The organism is Nonomuraea sp. NPDC047897 (assembly GCF_043204415.1).
Taxonomy (GTDB): Bacteria; Actinomycetota; Actinomycetes; order Streptosporangiales; family Streptosporangiaceae; genus Nonomuraea.
Window position 1 is genome coordinate 288,004 of the sequence record NZ_JBIDCC010000003.1, and the last position, 18,662, is coordinate 306,665.

Genomic DNA, 18,662 nt, shown 5'->3' on the forward strand with positions numbered 1-18,662 from the left:
CGCCGGCGCGCTCGATCCCCACAGCTTGGTGAGCGCGGTGCCGATCTCGGTGTCGGTGACGTCGGCGAGAGGCCGAGCAGGGCGATGACGCGGTCGATGGCCGAGGCGTAGGCGCGGTGTGTGTTGGGGTTGGCCGTGCGCGGCGTGGACAGGAAGGCGTCGGCGGCCGCGGCGAGGCTGACGTCTCCACCGTGAAGGGCGGTGACCTTCGGCGCAGCGCTCATGCCGGCCGCCGGGCGGTGGTCGCCGGGCTGGTTTGGGCGATGTACCGGGTAGCGTGCCGAAGTCGCGCAACCGCCGACCAGGCGGATCGCCTGCTCGGCGGACGGCCATGATCGCTCATGTCCGTGGTAAGAGGCGATTATCGCGTACATGAAGGGGGTCCCCGAACGGGCTCGCGGACACGTAGGGCGGCATGCGTTCTCAACTCGGTGTGCTCAACTACGGCTTTCGGGAGTGCGAGCATCACGAGCGCGGTGATCTCGTGGGGGAGACGGGCGTGAAGGGTGGAGGGCGAGCTGGTGTTCCGTAAGGAGATCCTCAACCGGAACACCAGCCCTCGCGCAACGCATCCATCGGCGTTATGGATAGCCCGTTTGCTGCGTCAGCGGCGGTTCTCGACTGCCCTGACTGCGGTCTGCACCGTGTCGATTCTCCCTTCGGCGAGGGTGATGGTGGTGGCGAGCAGTGCCAGGACGGCAGCGGGAACGCCGAGCATGGTGACCGGCAGCCAGTCTTGAGCCAGACCGCCAAGTCCACCACCCACCGCGACTCCGAGGTAGATCGCGGAGGAGTTGAGGCCAAGGAGAACCGGTGCCGAGGCGGGTGCGAGGATAACCAGCCGATGTTGCTGCACGACGGAGACCATCCCGTCGGTGGTGCCCCGGATCGCGGCCCATACGCACGCGACAACCAGGTGGCTGACTGCGAGTGGGCTGATCGCGAGCAGCACAGTGCCGCCGGCTAGTGCTGCGAGCGCGAGCGCGCGTCCCGGAAGGTTGTCGGCGAGATGGCCGGCGAGGAAGTTGCCGACCAGGATCCCGACGCCCCAGACGAACAGGATCATGGTGATGGCCTGGGGAAAGGATCCGTTCGTGGCGCTCGCAGTCACGGCTCCGATGTAGGTGTAGACGGCATAGTGTCCGGCCATCACCAGCAGGGTCACGGCCAGAATGGTAAGCACCTTGGGCTGGCGCAGCGGTGCCAGGCGGGCCGTCAGGCTTGTCGCCGGAAACGCAACCTTGGGCAACGCCACCGAGATGCCGATCGCGGCAACGACGCCCAGGGCCGCGACGGCCCAGAGCGTGAGGCGCCAGTCGACGCTGCCGATCAAGTTGCCGAGAGGCATGCCCAGCGCGGTTGACAAGGTCAGCCCACCGATGACCAGCGCCATGGCACGCCCCCGCCGTTCGGCAGGCGTGATCGCGACAACCGCGCTCGACGCGGTGGCCGTGATGGTGGCCGCCCCGACCGCGGTGAGAATCCGGGCCAGCCACGCCAGCAGGTAGGTCGGGCTGAGCGCGGTCACGACGTTGCCGACGACGAACACAATCAGCGCCAACTGCAAGGCCTTGCGACGATCCAGTGGACTCAACAGCCAACTCAGTACCGGCGCCGCGACAGCCAACGTCAACGCGAACACGGTCACCAGCTGGCCGGCGGCCGGCAGACCTACCTGAAGGTCAGCGGCGATGGCCGGCAGGAGACCGGCCATCACGAACGCGTCGGTGCCGACCGCGAAGGCGGCCAGCGCCAGCGGAAGTAGCGGCCTGAGGTGACCGGACCCCGTCGGCCCTTACCCGATGCTCTCGGTGCGCTTCAATCCTGACGTCCGGCCTGCTGGGACAGGCTGAACTCCACGCCCTGATCATCCTTGCAGTGAGCGTAGGCACCAGACGGGATGGTGACCGGATCTTCTGCCGTGCCACCGAGTTCGCGCACCCGAGCGACGGCGGTGGTGATGTCGTCGACGGCGAAGAAGATGCGCGGGTGTCGTGACGAATCGTCGTGCGGCGCTCCGCCCATGGGCTCGGGCCCCTGGATCATCGAGTAACCCGGGAAGTTGCCCTCATAGAACGTCCAAGCGAACAGCGAACCCCAGAACCGCTGGGTTGCTTCGATGTCCCTGCTCGGCAGCTCAAAGTAGGTGACCTGCCCACTCATAGCCTATCCCTTCTGTATGTCAGTGCTTCTGACATACAACTATGTCATACTCCTGACATGACGCAAGAAGAGGCTGTTGGCGACCTTGACCAGTCAGTGGGCTACGTTCTCAAGCAGGTGCAAGCCTCACTGCACACCGCGATGGATGAAGTGCTGCGCCCACTGGGTCTCACCGTTGCCCAATACGCATGCCTCGAACTGCTCGGCCAGCATCCGGGACTGTCCAACTCCGAACTCGCCCGCCGTGCCTTCGTCACACGCCAGTCGATGAACGTCGTCCTTCGCCGGCTACAAGAGCGGGGCCTGCTCGCCCGGCCTGCTCACGCCGCTCACGGGCGTGCACTGCCAACCCAGCTCACCCCAGCCGGACAATCGACGCTGCGCGAGGCCAGTGTCGCCGTGCGCGCCGTCGAACGGCAGATCTTCGCGCCGTTGTCGCAGGAGCGGCAGCACCGGCTACGCGAGGACCTCGCCGCCTGCGCAGCCGCAGCGATCGCAAACCAGCCCGTCACACAGCCCTGAGAACCAGAACGTCACGCACCCGGTGGCGAAACACGCCGACACGCCCCGCCGCGGATCTCAGGCAATGTCCAAGCCGATCGGCATTCGGTGTCGCACGGCACCGACACAGCCAACCAGGCCCCTCGCCGCAATGAGGGAGCGCCGTGGCCCCCGTGACAACCGTCCTCACTGCTCGATCCGTGACGCCCCTGCCCTTTGTGGGGAGCGGAGGAGTCACGGGGTGCTGCCGTCCCACAGCCGCACGCGCGAGATCGGCGCTTCCGCCATGCGGCGGCCCAGCTCGGGTGCCGGATCGTACGGGCAGTGCGCGGCACGGGCCATCGGGAACAGGTTGGGCTCCGACAGGGCGTCGGTCATGGCATCTCCCTGCGTCGAAGGGGTGCGGGCAGTCGGGCGTATGTGCGTGCGGTTCCGAGCCGGGCAGCCGGTCATGGGCCTGAGGGGAACGGATTCTGACCGTCACGGCTCGTGCGGTTCGCGGCATAGGCGGTGAGGGCGCCGAGTCCGCACACGATCGCGATCCCGAACAGCACGTGACGTGCCGCGTCGAGCATCGAGGCGCCGCCCATGTTGACCAGGGCCCCGGCCACCGCCGTGCCGAACGCGATCGACAGGCTCGTCACGGTGGCGATCCCCGCCGCCGCCCGTCCGCCCTCCTCGGGGTCGGGCGTGCTGGACATCGCGGCCACTGACAGGTGCGGGTAGGCGAGGCCGATCCCCGCCCCTGCGGCGAACAGCACCGGCACCCAGACGATCACCAGCAAGATCGGCGTGTTCTCACGCTGCAGCAGCCCCTGAACGAGCAGGCCGAGAGCAAGCAGCGCCGGCCCAAGCACGCGGAGCCGGCGCACCGCGCGGTCCCCGCTCACCGAGGAACTGCCGATCTGGGTCACCGACCAGCCGAGCGAGATGGCCGCGGCGAAGAACCCCGCCACCAGGGGCGGCAGCCCGGCCAGCCGCTGGCCGAACAGCGGCAGGAACGACTCGACGGCGACGCCGAAGGACAGCAGCCCCAGCGTCAGGTAGACCCACTTCAACGACGACCCCCTCTGGTACGTCGTACGCGGGAAAACCCGCAACTCGCTGCGCCGCTCATGGACGACGAACCCCGCCGCCAGCAGCAGCGCCACCCCGATACCGGCGGCCTTGGCCGACGTGCCGGCCACGACGCCCGCCACGCTCACCGCCCCGGCAGCAGTCGTCAGCAGCAACAGCGACACGACCGGGATCGGCACCCGGCCACTGCTGCGTTCGCTACGCGGAAGCACGCGAGGCACCATCGCGCCGCACACCGCCCCGATCACCGCCATCGCCGCGAACGCCAGCCGCCATGAGCCGAACTGGGCGAACAGGCCACCGATCGCCGGACCGGCGAAGTTGCCGACGCCGTACATCGCCGACATCAGCGCGGCGCCGCGCGTCCAGAGTTGGGCCGGCAGCGCCGACCTGATGACAGCGAACCCCAGCCCGGACAGCAACCCGGCCCCCAAGCCCTGAACGCCCCGGGAGACCAGGAGCACCGCCATCGACGCGCTCACCGCGCAGACCAGCGAGCCCACGGTGAACGTGGCAAAGCCGAAGAGGTAGGCGCCGACGTTGCCCCACCGGGACAGGAACCGGCCGGTGAGCATCGTCGCGATCACCATGGCGACGAGGTAGACGGTCATGTTCCAGGCGTAGAAACTCTCGCCGCCGAGCTCGGACACCGCGGTCGGCAGCAGGCTCGCCGCCAGGTAGATGTTGATCGCGCCGACAAGCACCCCGCCGGCCAGCACGATGGCCGCGCCGAGATGCTCCCGGCCCAGCAACTCCCGCCACGCGGGCGGCGCGCCGACCGGATCCCTGCGCAGCGGCTGGACGAACGTCTTGTCGGCGGGCTTCGGGCCGCCAGGCTGTTCGTGGTCGTCAGAACTCATGACTTCAAGGCTGTCGTTGAACTGATCCCGGAGGCTTTCCGCCGCCTGTCGCGAACAGGGCTGGGCCGATGGCGAGAAAGCCTCAAGCCTCGGTGGAGGCTTGCCACTGAGCACGCATCCCGGCCGGGCGCCCGTGCACGTGCGCCTGCACCGCACCGGCGCCGGCAGCGTGCTGCTGAACCTGCGGCCCTTCCGCGTCACGCCGGAGCCGGCGTTCTACGGCGACGTCAAGGCGCTGCTCGGCGCCGTCGCGATCGACCAGGCGCGGCCACCGCGGCCCGATCTGGGCGCGCTGGAGGACGAGGCCGACGCCTGGTACCGCGGCGAGCTGTGACGGCCAGGGCCTCCCGAAGCCACGGCGAGTGCGCGTGAACGTCGTCGAGCACCTCGACAGGGTCCCGGCCGTTGGCCTCGCGCACGGCCTTCGCCCTCGCCTCGGCGAGGTTCCCGACGCTCGGTCGTCACGCGGCGGGCGACCTGGGGCGCGCGCGCAGGTGCGCGCGTTCGCCCTGCGCGCCGAAGAGGCTGAGGAACTCGACCGGCTCGTCGCCGGGGGAGCCGAACCAGTGGGGCACCCGGGTGTCGAACTCGGCCGCCTCACCGGCGGCGAGCACCATGTCGTGCTCGCCGAGGAGGAGCCGGAGCCGCCCGTTGAGCACGTACAGCCATTCGTAGCCCTCGTGGGTCTTCGGGTCGGGCTCGGAGCGGTGGCCGCCGGCCGGGATGATCAGCTTGTAGGCCTGGATGCCGCCGGCGCGGCGGGTCAGGGGCAGCAGGGTCATGCCGTTGCGAGTGATCGGGCGCAGGTGGACGCGGGGGTCGCCGGTGGGCGGGGCGCCGACGAGCTCGTCGAGGGTGACGCCGTGGGCGCGGGCGAGGGGGAGCAGGAGTTCGAGGGTCGGCCGGCGGGCGCCGGACTCCAGCCGGGACAGGGTGCTCACCGAGATGCCCGTCTCCGCCGACAGGCTGGTCAGGGTGGCCTCCCGCTGCCGGCGCAGGGCTCGGAGCCGGGGACCGACCGCGTCGAGGGCTTGGCCTTGGTCGTCTTCCATGCCGACCAGTTTGCCATCTCGGCAAAAGGGGTTTGCCGTACTGGTCGGACTTTCCGGTCGTGGCAGGAAGACGTCGGTAGGTGGCCGTCGAGATGCTGGCCCGGAGGGGCGGCTGCCATGACGATGGCGGCATGACGCGAGACGTTCAGATGCTGCAGGTGGACGAGGTCGAGCCGGTGGAGGTCGTTCCCGGGATCGTACGGCGGGCGCTGCCGGCCACGGAGTGGGCACGGGGGTGGATGTACGACTTCGCCCCGGGAGCCGAGTGGCCGGAGGTGGACGTGCACGACGGAGAGGAACGCTATTACGTGGTGTCGGGGGAGTTCATCGACCGGGGGACGCGTCTCGGGCCGGGAAGTTACGTGGTGTTCGCGCCGGGAAGCACGCACCAGCCGCGTACGGAGACGGGCGCCCGGATGATCGGTATCAGCATCCTCGCCCGGTGAGGTGGACGGGCTCCCCGGCGTGCGTCTCCGGCCACGGGTGAGGCGCGCCGCCGGGTCAGGGCCGTGCGTGCCGGTCGAGGCCGAGCGTGGCGATGAGGTCCTCGTGGAGCTCGAACCACACCCGGTGGCAGGAGTCGACGTCGGTCCGGTCGACCCAGGCGCGCTCCCCGGCCCGGGCGCGCGCCAGGGCCGCGGTGAAGCGGGTGTCGTATCCGCGCAACCGGGTCAGGACGCTGCCGAGCCGGTCCACGAGTGGCGCGAGCGTACGGTCGATGCCGGCGAGTTCGTCCAGGATTCTGGCGTCCCAGGCGGGGTCGGAGTGGTCGTTGACGGCGAGCCGATCGCCGGCGGTGGGCCGGAGCTGCCAGTCGGTGCAGGCCCGGAGCAGGACGGCGTTCAGCGGCAGGAACTCGCGGTAGACGTCACGGATCTCCTCGGCGCCGCCGACGTGGGCGAGCTCGGCCGCGAGCCGGCGCTCGTTCTCGGCCCGGCCCGCTTCGGTCAGCGACCAGCCTCCGCTGCCGGCGAAGGCGGTGTGCTCGACCCAGCCACGCGCCTCGGCGTCGAGCAGCGCCTCCTCCGTCGTGGCCGCGTCGAGCCCGAACCGATGGGCGAGCACCGGGGTGTCCGCGAACCCGGTGATGCGCACGGCGTGCAGGGCCAGGAGGTCGGGCGGAGAGTCGCGCCTCACGAGCCGGCGTCCTGACGTGCTGCCAGCCGGGTGTAGTGCTGCTGGCACGCCTGCGGGGAGTTGAACCCCATCGCCTGCGCCATCTGGGCCCAGGTCAGTCCCGCGCTCCGGGCTGTGAACAGCAGGGCGGCTTCGAGTCCTTCGACCTCGGCGCGGGCGGCGGGCAGCAGGGTGAGCGCGCTCAGGATGTCCTCCGGGGCGAGGTCGGCCCAGCGCCAGGCGGCGAAGTGCGCGAGGTCGATCGCGGACGGCGGGGCGGGCGAGGGCCGCCACGGGCGGCCGCCGATCGCGTCCGCGCCCAGGCTCAGCAGCCGCTCGCGCGCTTCCCGTTCACGGCGGGCCTCCAGGTGGTCGGTGTGAGCGACGTCGTCCTTGCGTGACATGCGACCGATGATGCACAATCAACAAATTGTTGTCAATAATTTGTTGAAGGGCGAGGGATGATAGTACCCCTCCAGGAGGCCGTCCCCGAAACCTGCGGAGGCAAGGCCGGCGCGCTCGGCGCGTTGCTCCGCGCGGGTCTGCCGGTCCCGGACGGTTTCGTCGTGCCGTTCGCCGCGTACCTCGCGGCCGTCCGCGACCTCGACCTCGGGCCGGTCCCCGGCGAGCCGGCCGATCACGCGGCGGCGCGGCAGATGATCGGGGCCCGCCCCGTCCACACCACCGTGACCGACGCGCTGGGGCGCGCCCTCGACCAGCTCGGCGATCCGCCGGTGGCAGTGAGATCATCGGCAGCGGACGAGGACACCGGCCAGGCGTCGGCCGCCGGTCAGCACGAGAGCTTCCTCGCCGTCCGCGGCGCCGGCGAGGTCGCCGATGCCGTGCGCGCCTGCTGGGCGTCGCTGTTCTCGCCTCGTGCCATCGAATACCGGCGTGCCGCCGGCCGCGACGCCCGGCCGCCCGCCGACCCCATGATGGCCGTCATCGTCCAGCGGCACCTGGACGCCGAGGCGTCCGGGGTCATGTTCACACCCGCCGACCCGGGCGACGCCACCCGGATCGAGGCGTCCTGGGGCCTCGGCCCCAGCATCGTCGAGGGCAGGGTCACCCCTGACGCCTACCTCGTCGCCGACGACGGCTCGGTCGCGCGCACCGTCGCCGACAAACGAACCCGCCTCGACCGGCGCGGCACGCGGCTCGTCAGCCGCGACGTGCCCGCTCCCACCCGGAGCCGACCGGCGATCGACGACGCGACCGCCACCCACCTGGCGGAGCTGGGCAGGGACATCGCCGCCCTCCTCGGCGGGCCGCAGGACATCGAGTGGGCGACCGCCGACGGCCGCACCTGGATCCTGCAAGCACGGCCGGTCACCGCCGCCTTGCCACCCACCCCGCCACCCACCTCGCCACCCGCTTTGCCACCCGCCCCGCCTCCCGGCACCGGCGGTATGCCGGCTGCCGCGCTCACCGGCACACCAGGCAGTCACGGGACCGTGACCGGCACCGCGAGGATCGTCCGCGGACCCCGCGACTTCGCCCGCGTACGCCCGGGTGACATCCTCGTCTGCCCCTTCACCGACCCCGCCTGGACGCCCCTGCTGCGCATCGCCGCCGGCGTCGTCACCGAAACCGGAGGCGTGCTCTCCCACGCCGCCATCGTCGCGCGCGAGCACCGCATCCCCGCCGTCCTCGGCATCCCGAACGTGACCGGCACCCTCCACGACGACGCGGTCATCACGATCGACGGCACCACCGGCACGGTCACAGCCGGAGACGCGTGACTGGTCCGTCCCCGGCCGAGCCTCACCCATCCACGGTTCGAAAGGAGAGGCGACGCGGGCCCGTGCGGACACCGTGTCACTCACCCTCATGGCGACACGACACCTCTACCTGGCACGCCACGGCGCGGCCGACGCGTTCGGAGAGCTCACCGGCATCGGGCGCCGGCAGGCGGACCTGCTGGGCGAACGGCTCGCCCACGTACCGGTCGACGCCGTGTGGCACTCCCCGCTGCCGCGCGCCGTGGCGAGCGCGCACGCACTCGCCCGGCATCTGCCGAACGCGCCCGTGACCGAGGCCACCGAACTCGCCGACCACGTCCCCTACGTGCCCGCCGCGGCGGAAACACCCCCGGCCTGGGCCGGTTTCTTCGACGGCTACGACGACACCGAGGCGGCCTCGGGCCAGAGACTCGCCGAAGCCCTGGTCGCCCGGTTCGCCAAGGCCCCGGGGGCGACCGCGGACGGGACCCGGCCCGACACGCACGAGGTCCTGGTGACGCACGCCTACCAGATCGCGTGGCTGGTGCGGCACGCCCTGGACGCGCCGCCGTCCCGGTGGCTCGGGCTGAACAGCGGTAACACCGCGCTGACGGTCATCCACTACCGCGACGGCCTGCCGCCCACGATCGTGATGTTCAACGACATGAGCCACCTCCCGCCCGACCTGCGCTGGACCGGGTTCCCCGAAGGACTGAGGCCATGACGTGCCTGCTCACCTGCCGGGCTGGGCGAGCCGCTCGCTGACCCGAGAAGGCCGCAGAGCGAGACGCTGGGACATACGGCGAAGACTGAAGGCCATTCCGCAGGCCTTCCGATCTCCCTAACGTGGGCCGCAGCCACCCTCACCGCCAGGCCGGGGCGGCCTGGACCATCACGGACCCACCTTGACGTGAGGCGGACGGCCTGCGCCTGCCCCCATGATCTCGCCATACCTCACCCTTGAGAGGCCACCTATGCCCACCGTGCCCTGGATCAAAGTCGACACCCCTGTCGCGCCTGAAGCGCTGATCATGGCCTCCCGGTTGGAGGTCAGATCGCTGCGCCAGGTGCCAGGATTCCTGATGGCCTCCATGAGGTTGCTGCGCCAGGCCTGTCGAGCGCCAGGCGCGCTGGGCGTCTCCTTGAAGGCCGAGCTGCTCAAGCGCACCTTCTGGACCGTATCCGCCTGGACCGACAAGGCCGCCGTGTACTCCTACGCCGCCAGTGAGCCGCATAAGACGACCATGCGTCGCAAACGTGCCGTGATGCGGGATTCCACATTCCTCTTCTGGGAGGTGCCCGCCGACCGGTTGCCCCTTGCCTGGGACGAGGTGCAGCGCCGCATCTCGCAGGAACGCGACCCGGATGGAGGGGCCGGCCCCGCGAGCAGCTGAGTCTCACCACCCGCCGGGTGACGACCTTCGTCCGCAGCCCGCCTCTGCCCCGGGAGTGCTGCCCGCGAGCGGCCGCTCAGGCGGGCGCATAGGTGAGGCAGTCCGCCGCGTTCTCCACGTATCCGACCGTGATGCCCGGAGCCTGGCATTCGAACTGGGCGTTGTGTCGGCAATCGGAGATCTTGCAGGCGCCGACATGGCCTACGGCCGTGGGATCGCCTCCCTTGGTGGGAGCGCTGAAGAAGGTGTCGCAGTGAGCATTACGGGCGTCACCTACGGTGATGGCCAGTGCGTGGCAGTTGCGGTCGGTGTTGTAGGCGCACGCTTCCGCTTCGCATGCGTTGACAACAGGCATCTCCATCGAATCCCCCATGCTGACGTGAGGTCGCGGCCGGTGAGCAGTCTTCGGCACCGCTCAGAGGCGCTGCCCCGGCGTCCAGGGGTTCACTCGGTGCAGGCATGGAGCAGGATGAGGTCTTGACCGTCTGCGAGGGTCACGCGGCTCCGGCGGCTCGACGATCTACTCAGGTCTGACCAGCAAGGTGCCGCTCGTCGCCTTGTGGGGCCGGCGGGTTGCCGTCGTGGTCGAGGATGGCGTCTCCTGGCGACCTCGTCGAGTCTGCGGGGACGTGCTCCCAGCGTCCGGCGAGGAGGGTGGGAGTGGGTGCGGTCCCGGGCAGTTGCGGGTGGCCGGGGCGCAGGCCGTCGAGAGCGATGGCGATCGTGCGCTTTCGGGCGTTGTGGGCCGCGTCGGTCAGGTCGGTGTGGCCCTGCCGGTCGAGCTGTTCGATCAGGGGAGACTTGCCGAGCTGTTCGATCAGGAGCGAGATGTCCATGGCCGTGGCGTCCGGTCTGAGCACTCCGGCAGCGTGCGCGCGGGCCACCAGGTCCCGCATCAGCTCATCGGATCTGGTGAACTTGGCCGCCATCTCGTCGGTGACGGCGATCGTACCGGCCAGCGGCCCGAGGGAGCCGCCGCTGAACTGGATGCAGGCGCTGATGTAGTGAGCGAGCCCTTCCCACGGGTCGTCGTGCTGCAGGCCGCGTTCAGCGGCCTGGATCCACTGGTCGAGGGAGAGCGCGCACAGATGCTGGAAGAGCTCGTCCTTGGACCGGTAGCGGCGGTAGAGGCTGGCGACGCCGACTCCGGCGCGTGCGGCGATCGTCGCCACCGACGCATGTGCTCCGTCCACAGCCAGGACCTTCTTGGCGGCCTCCAGGAGGGCCTGGTCGTTGCGTTCGGCTTCTGCGTGCCGGGGAGCTCTGCGGGCCATGCGCTCACTTTAGCCGCTTTGCGAAGCGATTCACTCCGTTATAGCCTCCTTCCAAACGAAGCGAATCAATCCGTTTGGAGGAGTGTCATGCGGGCCGTGGTGATGGAGGAGTTCGGAGGGCCGGAGGTCCTGCGGATACGGCAGGTCGACGATCCCGTGCCGGGGCCGGGGCAGGTGCTCGTCGCGGTGGCCTACGCGAGCATCACGTTCGTCGAGACGCAGGTGCGCTCGGGCGCCGGGCCGTTCGGCAGGCCCGCGCTGCCCCGCATTCCGGGCAACGGCGTGGGCGGCCGCATCGTCGCCGTCGGAGCAGACGTGGACCCGGCCCTCACGGGAACAGTTGTGGTCACCACCACCGGCGGCGAGGGCGGCTACGCGGAGCTGGCGCTCGCTCGGGCGCGCGACGCGGTCCCGGTACCCCCGGGTGTGGAGCTCAAGGACGCGGTCGCGCTGCTGGCCGATGGGCGTACGGCGCTGCTGCTGTACCGGCAGGCGGAGATCAAGCCGTCGCAGCGGGTCCTCGTCGAGGCCGCGGGAGGGGGCGTAGGCAGCCTGCTGGTGCAACTCGCCGCCGCCGCGGATGCCCACGTGATCGGCGCCGCCCGAGGCGTCGGCAAGGCCGGGCTGGTCACCTCGCTGGGCGCGGCCGCCTATGTCGACTACTCCCGGCCTGACTGGCTGGATCGGGTGGCCGAGGCGACCGGCGGCGCCGGACTCGATCTCGTCTTCGACGGGGTCGGCGGCCGGATCGGCACCGAGGCGGTCGGAGCCCTGCGCGAAGGCGGACGCGTGAGCACCTACGGAATGGCCAGCGGCGCCGACACCGAACTCGACCAGGACGAACTCCGGGCACGCTCCATCGGCGTCATCGGCCTCACCACCGCACCGGACCCCGCCCAGACCCGCGCGCTCATCGTCGACGCGCTGAACCTCGCGGCCGACGGGAAGCTGCGGCCGGTCATCGGCCAGACCCTCCCGCTTGAGGCGGCAGCCGCCGCGCACCGAGCGATCGAGTCCCGGACCACCACCGGCAAGACCCTGCTCGTCCCCGCCGGCCATGTCCGCGGCTGAGATCAGGACTCACATGACCCACAAGCCTCCTGACAGGGCCGGAGCCCGGGAATGGACCGCCCTGGTGGTCCTGGGTGTCCCCGCCGTGCTGGTCATGATGAACATGTCCGTGCTCTACCTGGCGCTGCCGAGCCTGAGCGCCGATCTGGAGCCCGACGGCCCCCAACTGCTGTGGATCACCGACATCTACGGCTTCATGGTCGCCGGATCACTGGTCACGACGGGTACGCTCGGCGACCGTCTCGGGCACCGCCGGATGCTGCTGGCCGGCGCCGTCGCCTTCACCTGCGCATCCGTCATCGCCGCATACGCGCCCAGCGCCGGCATGCTCATCGCAGCGCGGGCGGTCCAGGGAGTCGCCGCCGCCGCCCTGGCGCCGTCCTCACTGGCCCTGATCCGCGCCCTGTTCCTCGACGTCCGGCAGCGCACCCTGGCCATCACGATCTGGATGATGGCTTTCATGGGCGGTGGCGCGCTCGGCCCGCTGGTCGGCGGTGTGCTGCTGCAGTACTTCTGGTGGGGGGCCGTGTTCCTGCTCGCCGTTCCCACCATGGCTCTGCTGCTGGTCACCGGCCCCTTCCTGATCCCTGAATCCCGCGCTTCGGCTTCGGGGCGGCTCGACGCGGTCAGCGTGGTCCTGTCGCTGCTGACTCCTCTGACCATCGTGTTCGGCATCAAGGATCTCGCCGTCCACGGTCCTGCCCTGCCGTCCGCCGGTGTCCTGGTCGCGGGCCTGATGATCGGCGTGGTGTTCGTACGCCGCCAGCGGCGGCTGTCCGACCCGCTCCTGGACCTGGGACTGTTCCGGATCCCCGCCTTCGCCGTCTCCGTCGCAGGCATGGTGCTGGTCGGCGTCGTGCTGTTCGGGACCAGCCTGCTCACCTCGCAATACCTGCAACTGGTGCTCGGCTTGTCTCCGTTGGAGGCCGGCCTGTGGCAACTGCCCACCGCGGTCACCGGGACCGTCGTGGCCCTGGTGGTCTCCAGCCTCGCCGGCCGAATCCGCCCAGTCGTCTTCATGGGCGCCGGAGCCGCGTTCGCCGTCATCGGTTCTCTCCTGCTCACCCGGGTGGACAGCAACCCCGTCATCCTGGTGTCCGGCTCCGTCATCCTCTTCGCCGGGCTGACGCCGTTCATGGCGCTGGGAACCAACCTGGTCCTCGGTGCGGCACCACCCGAACGCGCCGGAGCAGCCTCAGCGATCTCCGAGACCGGCGCCGAGCTCGGCGGCGCGCTCGGCATCGCCGTCCTCGGCAGCATCGCCACCGGCGTCTACGGCAGCTACATGATCGGCCATGCACCCGACGGCGTCCCCGCCAAGGTCGCCGAGGCCGCCGGCGAGACGTTGCCCGCCGCACTCCGGGCCGCCCAGCGACTCCCCGACAGCCTCGGCATCCCGTTGGCCCAGGCCGCCCGGGACGCGTTCACCCACAGCCTTCACGTGCACGCGCTCATCACGATCCCCCTGCTCATGGCGCTCGCCCTCCTGACCCTGACCCTGCGGCGCGCAACCCCGCCACAGCCACCGAGCCGGCATGAGCAGGCCACGACGCCCACCCCGGCGTTCGACTGAAAGGACCGAGAATCATGCAAGTCGAGGTCTACTTCGACGTCCTGTGCCCCTGGTGCTACATCGGCAAGAGACGACTGGCCACCGCCCTGAAGGGCCGCAACGACGTGCACGTCGTCTGGCGCAGTTTCGAACTCGATCCGGACGGAGGCCCGGTCCCCGGCCTGACGGCGGCGCAGGTGATCGCCACCTACCAGAGCGACCCGGCCCGGGCGCGTGCCCGGGTGGCCCACATCCAGGCGCTCGGCGCGGCCGAGGGACTCGAACTCAACCTGCACCAGGCCCGGCCCGTCAACTCCCTCGACGCGCACCGCCTGATCCACCTGGCCGCCACTCGCGGCCTGGCCGACGCCGTTCTGGAACGTCTCCTTCACGGCTACCACACCCAAGCCCGCAACATCGCCGACCCGGAGGTTCTCCAAGCGCTCGGCGTCGAGGCCGGACTTGATCAAGCCCAGGTAGGTGAACTCTTGACCGGCGACGCGTTCACCGCTGAAGTCCGAGACGACGAACGCCGCGCCGCCCAGAGGGGAATCCGAGGCGTGCCTGCACTCGTCATCGACGGAGCCCCGCCGGTCTCGGCCGTTCAGGAACCTGCCGCTCTGGCGAGCCTCCTCGAACGCGCGACCCGCTTCTGAGCCGCCGCGTCGCCCGACAAGGCATTCGCAACGACACTCGATGCCGACGGTCGCGTCAGCCCCAGCTCACGCGGCTGCGTGGCCCGCACCCGTACGCGCACGCAGGTCATCGGGGCCCGCTCGTCCCGCGGCCGCGCTGGCGAGCGGCTTCGTACAACACCACGGTCGCGGCGTTGGCGGCGTTCAGGGAGCTGGCAGAGCCGACGATCGGGATGCGCGCCATCATGTCGCAGCTCTCCCGCCATCCGGCGCTCAGCCCGGCGGTCTCGTTCCCGATGACCAGCAGGGTGGGGCCGGTCAGGTCCAGGTCGGCGATGTCGGCGGTGCCGTTCTCGTCGGTGCCGACCACCGTCAGCGGCAGGCCCCCGGCGCGGAGTTCGGTCACCCACGCCAGCACCTCCCGATGGGAATGGGTCCGGACCACGGGCAGGGCCAGCAGCGAACCCGTGGAGGCCCGCACCGATCTGGGGTCGTAGGGATCAGCGGCGTGCCCGGTGACGATCAGGCCGGCGCCGCCGAACGCGTCCAGCGATCGCGCCATCGTCCCGATGTTGCCCGGGTTGTTCGGCCGGTCGAACACCATGCCTAGAAAGGACGACCGCACCGTGATCCGGGACAGCTCATCGCCCGGCAGTTCGAGCACCGCCACCAGCTCGGGCACGTCCTCGTCCTTGCCGCCCAGCTCCCGCAACAGCTCGGGGGCCATCGCCACCCGCTCGCCGCCCGCCACGTCCAGCATCCGGGTCGCCCAGTGCGACAGCGGCCGCTCGGCGTCATGGATCAACGCGCGCACCGGCCAGCCGAGCTCGACCGCCAGGCTGATCGGGCGCACCCCCTGGACCAGGAACTCCCCGGCCCGCTGCCGCTTGGACCGGTTCCCCAGCAGTGCCTGCCACTGCTGGAACCGTGCGTTTGCGCGCGAGATGCGCAGTTTCCCCGACGCGGGACTTCCGGAACTCACCACGGTCTACACCCTAGGATCAGTGGGCGGGCATCCGGTCCATGCCGGGTCCGCGACCGTACTCACCCGTAGCGTCTTGGCGTGACGCCGGCCTCTGAGCGGGAAGGCGGCCGGGACAGCCGGGCAGCGGCTGCGCGCCAGAGTCCTGGCCTGTCCTCCAGCGATATACTGCGAGGTGGAACCCGGTTTCCGGGGCCGCGGCGGCGTTCCAGCGCCGACCCGTCACGAGGGTCATGATGAGCGAGCACCACGATCAGAGCCCGCGTCCGCCCGAGCCGGCACCGGAAGACTTCGCGACGTGGCTGGTAGCGGGCTATGACCGGCATCCGGCCGCGCAGGCGGCGGTGGTGGCGGCCGCCGATCTGGCCACCCGGCTGGACGCGCGGCTCCTGGTGGTGCACGTGCTCGACGTGGAGGACTATCCGATCGACCCCGATGCCGACGTCGCCGACTGGGAAGCCCATGCCCGGGCCGCCCTGGCCCACGAGCGAGATCAGGTTCACGCGCTGCTCGCCGAGCATCGTCTGCCGTGGACGTGGGTGGCTCGGCGCGGCAACGCGGCCCGGGAACTGCTCGATCTGGCCGACGAACACCACGCCCTCATGATCGTCCTCGGGGTGGGGCGGGCCGGGCTGACCGCGCGGCTGCTGGGCGACTCGGTGGCCACCTACGTGACCCGCCACACCGACCGGCCCGTCCTGCTCGTCCCCGAGCCGCGCGCCCGTAGCGTCCTCCCCGGCCCTCTCGGGCAGTCCTGACGGCGTCATCCGGCGACGAGGCCGGCGACCTGGGCCGGATGAGTGAGCTGCGGGTAGTGCCCGGCCCCGGCGATCTCCGTCACCGGGTGGCCGGCGGCCACGACCAGGGGGTCGGCCGAGCCCACGACGATCTGGACGGGGACGCTCACCCGCTCCAGCAGCGCCCGCGCCCGCTCCCGGTCGGCGAACGCCGCACGCATCGCGGTGACCACCCGGCGCGCCGCCCCCGGACGGCGCAGGTCGGCTGCGGCGCTCGCCACCTCCGGCCCCTCCGGGAGGCCGAGCGTTCCGGCCAGCCGGGCGGCGGACATGCGGCGCAGCATCGGGACGGCCAGGGGCGAGCGGGTCAGCCACGAGCCGGGAACCTGCAGGAACGCCGGCGACAGGAGGACCAGCCGGCCGACCCGCTCGGGATGCGCGGCGGCGTACCGGAGCGCGGGTCCGCAGGCCAGCGAGTGCGCGACCAGCGTGGGGCGGGTCCGCACCGGGCCTAGCAGGTCGGCCAGCCACCCGTCGACGTCCCGGCCGGTGGGGGCCGAGCGGCCCAGACCGGGCAGGTCGGGGGCCAGGACCGGGCCGGGGAGGCGCGCGGCGACCGGCGCCCAGAGGTCGGCGTTCATGGGCAGCCCGTGCAGCAGCACGTGGGCCGGAGCGTGCCGCTCTCCGGCGACCCAGGTCCGGCCGCCCGCCACGGTGTCGAAGCCGTACGGTCGCAGCCAGGGGGTGGCGGCGCCGAAGCGGGTGGCCACCAGGTCGTCGGCCCATCCGCGTAGCGCGTCGGCGGCCGGTGGCATCTCCAGGCCGGCGGCCGCGGCGAGGGCGCGGGCGGAGGCCGTCGGGTAGCGGTCCGACGACAGGAACGACAGCGTCTCGGGGTCGGCGCCGGTGAGCCTGCGCGGCAGGCGCCGGACGAGACCGACGGGGACGGTGCGGCGTGGGGCCCGCACGCCCAGGTGACCGGCGATCGTGCCGATCAGGTCGGGCAGAGGGGGAGTGGAGTCGTCGAGCACCCAGTAGTGCTCACCGGCGGGCGCGGTGGGGATCTCGGCCAGGAAGCGAGCGAAGTAGTCGATGGTGACGATCGGCAGGAACACGTCGGGTCCTCCCGGGAGCGCGGGCAGCCGCCCGTTCCACAGGTCCTCGACCAGGGCGGCCAGGCCGATGTACTGGCCGGGCCCGATCACGGTGCTGGGGTTGGCGACGGTCAAGGGGAGTCCCAGTTCGGCGGCCCTGGCGCGTACCGCCCGGTCGGCCTCGACCTTCGACGCCTCGTAGGCGCCCAGCCGGGCGTAGTCCGGTGGCCCATCGGACCCGCTCACCCGGTAGCCGCTGATGTGCACGACCCGGCGCAGCCGGGGGAGTGTGGCGGCCCAGTCGAGCACGTTGAGCGCCCCTGTCACGTTGGCCGCCCGGGCCTCCGGCACGCTGAGGCCGAACGCGAAACGGGCGGCGGCGTTGTAGACGTCGCGCACACCGGGCAGGTCGGCCCGGGTGAGCGGCTGGGTGATGTCGGCGGTGACGACGGTCAGCCCGCCGGTGGCGATGCCCTGGGACTCCAGCCACGGGGTGAGGGTGTCGTTCCGCACAGCTGCCACCACCCGTTGCCCCCGGCCGAGCAGCTCGGCGACCAGGGCCCGGCCGATGAAACCGGTCGCGCCGAAGACAGTCGCGTCCATGGATCCTCCATAATAGATCGGTCTACATATTTTGTGGTGAGAGAAAAGGGCCCGCCGGACGCGGCGGGCCCCTCCATCCCGGTGTCAACGCAGCAAGGCGGCGATCTGGCGGGCGACCCGGTCCAGTGGCTCCCTGTCGCGGTGCGTCCTGGCCAGCAGGAGGGCGCCCTCGATCAGGGCCAGGATCGTCACGGCGAGATCGTCGGCATCGGGGCGGCCCCCCAGCCGGGCGCGCAGGGCCGCCTCCCACCGGGTGTAGACCTCCGAACAGGCCTGCTGCAACGGCTCACTGGTGGCCGCCATCTCCAGCGCCACCGTGGCCACCGGACACCCCTTGCGCCAGCCCGACTCCTCCAGCCGGTCCCCGAGGTGCCGCAGCACGCCCTCGACGAACTCCGCCGCGGACGAACTGGAGCCGGCCAGGTCCTCCATCGCGCCGCCGATCGCCCGGCCGGCCCGCCGTACGGACTCGCCGACCAGTTGGTCCTTGCCATCGGGGAAGTGGAAGTAGAGGGAACCGCGCGGGGCGCCGCTGGCCGCGACCACCTGGTTGAGCCCGGCTCCGAGGTATCCGCCGGTCTCGATCAGCTCCTGCGTGGCGTCCAACAGCCGGTCCCGCGTCTCGGCGCCCTTCTGTCCCATGCCGCAAAAATAGACCGGTCAATATATTTTTTCAAGCGCGGCCACCACCGAGAGGGCTCGCCACCGACGAGGCAGGCGGGGGCGGCGTCCATCAAAGCCTCCCGAGGGGACCGGCGGCTTCAGCCGCCGGGGGAATCGGGAGCGGGAGGGCCGTCAAGGCCCGAGCGTGCCCTGACCTGCCGGGTCTG

General features: G+C 71.1%; 22 protein-coding genes. 10 read left to right on the forward strand and 12 right to left on the reverse strand.

Features of this window, described 5'->3' with window-relative positions:
• Positions 1 to 604: 604 nt before the first annotated feature.
• Positions 605 to 1,756 carry an MFS transporter gene (locus tag ACGF0J_RS08270; protein WP_393143904.1) on the reverse strand — a complete coding sequence of 384 codons (1,152 nt, stop codon included), beginning with the start codon at positions 1,754 to 1,756 and terminating at the stop codon, positions 605 to 607.
• 62 nt (positions 1,757 to 1,818) lie between these two features.
• Positions 1,819 to 2,163, reverse strand: coding sequence for a VOC family protein (locus ACGF0J_RS08275; protein ID WP_393143282.1), 345 nt, complete (start codon positions 2,161 to 2,163; stop codon positions 1,819 to 1,821).
• 57 nt (positions 2,164 to 2,220) lie between these two features.
• Here ACGF0J_RS08275 and ACGF0J_RS08280 point away from each other — a divergent pair, with 57 nt between their 5' ends.
• Positions 2,221 to 2,685, forward strand: coding sequence for a MarR family winged helix-turn-helix transcriptional regulator (locus tag ACGF0J_RS08280; RefSeq protein WP_393143284.1), 465 nt, complete (start codon positions 2,221 to 2,223; stop codon positions 2,683 to 2,685).
• Between the two features lie 213 nt (positions 2,686 to 2,898).
• Here ACGF0J_RS08280 and ACGF0J_RS08285 read toward each other — a convergent pair whose 3' ends face one another.
• Both ACGF0J_RS08285 and ACGF0J_RS08290 read right to left on the reverse strand, forming a co-directional pair.
• Complete coding sequence (locus tag ACGF0J_RS08285) at positions 2,899 to 3,042, reverse strand: hypothetical protein (RefSeq protein ID WP_393143286.1); 144 nt, start codon at positions 3,040 to 3,042, stop codon at positions 2,899 to 2,901.
• 71 nt (positions 3,043 to 3,113) lie between these two features.
• Positions 3,114 to 4,601, reverse strand: a complete 1,488-nt coding sequence (locus ACGF0J_RS08290) for an MFS transporter (RefSeq protein WP_393143288.1) — start codon at positions 4,599 to 4,601, stop codon at positions 3,114 to 3,116.
• A 100-nt stretch (positions 4,602 to 4,701) separates the two neighbouring features.
• Between ACGF0J_RS08290 and ACGF0J_RS08295 the strand changes: the two genes are divergently transcribed.
• Positions 4,702 to 4,935: a hypothetical protein gene (locus ACGF0J_RS08295; protein ID WP_393143290.1), complete on the forward strand. Its 234-nt coding sequence runs from the start codon at positions 4,702 to 4,704 to the stop codon at positions 4,933 to 4,935.
• A gap of 127 nt (positions 4,936 to 5,062) precedes the next feature.
• On the opposite strand, the gene ACGF0J_RS08300 is transcribed toward ACGF0J_RS08295, so the two are convergent.
• Positions 5,063 to 5,653, reverse strand: a complete 591-nt coding sequence (locus tag ACGF0J_RS08300; RefSeq protein WP_393143292.1) for a helix-turn-helix domain-containing protein — start codon at positions 5,651 to 5,653, stop codon at positions 5,063 to 5,065.
• A gap of 131 nt (positions 5,654 to 5,784) precedes the next feature.
• Between ACGF0J_RS08300 and ACGF0J_RS08305 the strand changes: the two genes are divergently transcribed.
• On the forward strand, positions 5,785 to 6,099 hold the full coding sequence (locus ACGF0J_RS08305; RefSeq protein WP_393143294.1) for a cupin domain-containing protein: 315 nt from the start codon (positions 5,785 to 5,787) through the stop codon (positions 6,097 to 6,099).
• A 55-nt stretch (positions 6,100 to 6,154) separates the two neighbouring features.
• Here the strand turns inward: ACGF0J_RS08305 and ACGF0J_RS08310 are convergent, their stop codons facing one another.
• Both ACGF0J_RS08310 and ACGF0J_RS08315 read right to left on the reverse strand, forming a co-directional pair.
• Entirely contained in the window at positions 6,155 to 6,790 is a 636-nt protein-coding gene (locus ACGF0J_RS08310; RefSeq protein ID WP_393143296.1) for a transcriptional regulator, read from the reverse strand.
• Positions 6,787 to 7,173, reverse strand: coding sequence for a DNA-binding protein (locus tag ACGF0J_RS08315; RefSeq protein WP_393143298.1), 387 nt, complete (start codon positions 7,171 to 7,173; stop codon positions 6,787 to 6,789). The genes ACGF0J_RS08310 and ACGF0J_RS08315 overlap by 4 nt, the downstream gene beginning before the upstream one ends.
• A 57-nt stretch (positions 7,174 to 7,230) precedes the next feature.
• On the opposite strand from ACGF0J_RS08315, the gene ACGF0J_RS08320 reads away from it, so the two are divergent.
• The 3 genes from ACGF0J_RS08320 to ACGF0J_RS08330 all read left to right on the forward strand — a co-directional run bounded on the left by ACGF0J_RS08320 (position 7,231) and on the right by ACGF0J_RS08330 (position 9,884).
• Complete coding sequence (locus tag ACGF0J_RS08320; protein WP_393143300.1) at positions 7,231 to 8,511, forward strand: PEP/pyruvate-binding domain-containing protein; 1,281 nt, start codon at positions 7,231 to 7,233, stop codon at positions 8,509 to 8,511.
• A gap of 88 nt (positions 8,512 to 8,599) precedes the next feature.
• Positions 8,600 to 9,214, forward strand: coding sequence for a histidine phosphatase family protein (locus ACGF0J_RS08325; RefSeq protein WP_393143302.1), 615 nt, complete (start codon positions 8,600 to 8,602; stop codon positions 9,212 to 9,214).
• Between the two features lie 250 nt (positions 9,215 to 9,464).
• On the forward strand, positions 9,465 to 9,884 hold the full coding sequence (locus ACGF0J_RS08330) for a hypothetical protein (RefSeq protein ID WP_393143304.1): 420 nt from the start codon (positions 9,465 to 9,467) through the stop codon (positions 9,882 to 9,884).
• A gap of 76 nt (positions 9,885 to 9,960) precedes the next feature.
• On the opposite strand, the gene ACGF0J_RS08335 is transcribed toward ACGF0J_RS08330, so the two are convergent.
• Together ACGF0J_RS08335 and ACGF0J_RS08340 are read right to left on the reverse strand one after the other, a co-directional pair.
• The gene (locus tag ACGF0J_RS08335) at positions 9,961 to 10,245 is read right to left on the reverse strand and encodes a DUF1540 domain-containing protein (RefSeq protein WP_393143306.1); all 285 of its coding nucleotides are present in this window, start codon (positions 10,243 to 10,245) and stop codon (positions 9,961 to 9,963) included.
• A gap of 163 nt (positions 10,246 to 10,408) precedes the next feature.
• On the reverse strand, positions 10,409 to 11,158 hold the full coding sequence (locus ACGF0J_RS08340; protein ID WP_393143308.1) for a TetR/AcrR family transcriptional regulator: 750 nt from the start codon (positions 11,156 to 11,158) through the stop codon (positions 10,409 to 10,411).
• 87 nt (positions 11,159 to 11,245) lie between these two features.
• Between ACGF0J_RS08340 and ACGF0J_RS08345 the strand changes: the two genes are divergently transcribed.
• From ACGF0J_RS08345 to ACGF0J_RS08355, 3 genes are read left to right on the forward strand one after another with little or no spacing between them, the layout of a single operon-like run.
• Complete coding sequence (locus ACGF0J_RS08345) at positions 11,246 to 12,229, forward strand: zinc-binding dehydrogenase (protein ID WP_393143310.1); 984 nt, start codon at positions 11,246 to 11,248, stop codon at positions 12,227 to 12,229.
• 13 nt (positions 12,230 to 12,242) lie between these two features.
• Positions 12,243 to 13,802 carry an MFS transporter gene (locus ACGF0J_RS08350; protein WP_393143312.1) on the forward strand — a complete coding sequence of 520 codons (1,560 nt, stop codon included), beginning with the start codon at positions 12,243 to 12,245 and terminating at the stop codon, positions 13,800 to 13,802.
• 14 nt (positions 13,803 to 13,816) lie between these two features.
• On the forward strand, positions 13,817 to 14,437 hold the full coding sequence (locus tag ACGF0J_RS08355) for a DsbA family oxidoreductase (protein WP_393143314.1): 621 nt from the start codon (positions 13,817 to 13,819) through the stop codon (positions 14,435 to 14,437).
• Between the two features lie 106 nt (positions 14,438 to 14,543).
• Here ACGF0J_RS08355 and ACGF0J_RS08360 read toward each other — a convergent pair whose 3' ends face one another.
• Positions 14,544 to 15,401: a TrmH family RNA methyltransferase gene (locus ACGF0J_RS08360; protein WP_393143316.1), complete on the reverse strand. Its 858-nt coding sequence runs from the start codon at positions 15,399 to 15,401 to the stop codon at positions 14,544 to 14,546.
• A 233-nt stretch (positions 15,402 to 15,634) separates the two neighbouring features.
• Here ACGF0J_RS08360 and ACGF0J_RS08365 point away from each other — a divergent pair, with 233 nt between their 5' ends.
• Positions 15,635 to 16,156: a universal stress protein gene (locus tag ACGF0J_RS08365; RefSeq protein ID WP_393143318.1), complete on the forward strand. Its 522-nt coding sequence runs from the start codon at positions 15,635 to 15,637 to the stop codon at positions 16,154 to 16,156.
• Positions 16,157 to 16,161: 5 nt separating this feature from the next.
• Here ACGF0J_RS08365 and ACGF0J_RS08370 read toward each other — a convergent pair whose 3' ends face one another.
• Both ACGF0J_RS08370 and ACGF0J_RS08375 read right to left on the reverse strand, forming a co-directional pair.
• Positions 16,162 to 17,832: an alpha/beta fold hydrolase gene (locus tag ACGF0J_RS08370; protein ID WP_393143320.1), complete on the reverse strand. Its 1,671-nt coding sequence runs from the start codon at positions 17,830 to 17,832 to the stop codon at positions 16,162 to 16,164.
• An 84-nt stretch (positions 17,833 to 17,916) separates the two neighbouring features.
• Entirely contained in the window at positions 17,917 to 18,474 is a 558-nt protein-coding gene (locus tag ACGF0J_RS08375) for a TetR/AcrR family transcriptional regulator (protein WP_393143322.1), read from the reverse strand.
• Positions 18,475 to 18,662 lie beyond the last annotated feature (188 nt).

Coding starts and splice junctions, on each gene's coding strand:
- ACGF0J_RS08365 (WP_393143318.1), top strand. CDS start 15,635: ATGAGCGAGCACCACGATCAGAGCCCGCGTCCGCCCGAGCCGGCACCG.
- ACGF0J_RS08325 (WP_393143302.1), top strand. CDS start 8,600: ATGGCGACACGACACCTCTACCTGGCACGCCACGGCGCGGCCGACGCG.
- ACGF0J_RS08285 (WP_393143286.1), bottom strand. CDS start 3,042: ATGACCGACGCCCTGTCGGAGCCCAACCTGTTCCCGATGGCCCGTGCC.
- ACGF0J_RS08280 (WP_393143284.1), top strand. CDS start 2,221: ATGACGCAAGAAGAGGCTGTTGGCGACCTTGACCAGTCAGTGGGCTAC.
- ACGF0J_RS08330 (WP_393143304.1), top strand. CDS start 9,465: ATGCCCACCGTGCCCTGGATCAAAGTCGACACCCCTGTCGCGCCTGAA.
- ACGF0J_RS08305 (WP_393143294.1), top strand. CDS start 5,785: ATGACGCGAGACGTTCAGATGCTGCAGGTGGACGAGGTCGAGCCGGTG.
- ACGF0J_RS08335 (WP_393143306.1), bottom strand. CDS start 10,245: ATGGAGATGCCTGTTGTCAACGCATGCGAAGCGGAAGCGTGCGCCTAC.
- ACGF0J_RS08320 (WP_393143300.1), top strand. CDS start 7,231: ATGATAGTACCCCTCCAGGAGGCCGTCCCCGAAACCTGCGGAGGCAAG.
- ACGF0J_RS08315 (WP_393143298.1), bottom strand. CDS start 7,173: ATGTCACGCAAGGACGACGTCGCTCACACCGACCACCTGGAGGCCCGC.
- ACGF0J_RS08370 (WP_393143320.1), bottom strand. CDS start 17,832: ATGGACGCGACTGTCTTCGGCGCGACCGGTTTCATCGGCCGGGCCCTG.
- ACGF0J_RS08375 (WP_393143322.1), bottom strand. CDS start 18,474: ATGGGACAGAAGGGCGCCGAGACGCGGGACCGGCTGTTGGACGCCACG.
- ACGF0J_RS08300 (WP_393143292.1), bottom strand. CDS start 5,653: ATGGAAGACGACCAAGGCCAAGCCCTCGACGCGGTCGGTCCCCGGCTC.
- ACGF0J_RS08350 (WP_393143312.1), top strand. CDS start 12,243: ATGACCCACAAGCCTCCTGACAGGGCCGGAGCCCGGGAATGGACCGCC.
- ACGF0J_RS08345 (WP_393143310.1), top strand. CDS start 11,246: ATGCGGGCCGTGGTGATGGAGGAGTTCGGAGGGCCGGAGGTCCTGCGG.
- ACGF0J_RS08340 (WP_393143308.1), bottom strand. CDS start 11,158: ATGGCCCGCAGAGCTCCCCGGCACGCAGAAGCCGAACGCAACGACCAG.
- ACGF0J_RS08275 (WP_393143282.1), bottom strand. CDS start 2,163: ATGAGTGGGCAGGTCACCTACTTTGAGCTGCCGAGCAGGGACATCGAA.
- ACGF0J_RS08355 (WP_393143314.1), top strand. CDS start 13,817: ATGCAAGTCGAGGTCTACTTCGACGTCCTGTGCCCCTGGTGCTACATC.
- ACGF0J_RS08290 (WP_393143288.1), bottom strand. CDS start 4,601: ATGAGTTCTGACGACCACGAACAGCCTGGCGGCCCGAAGCCCGCCGAC.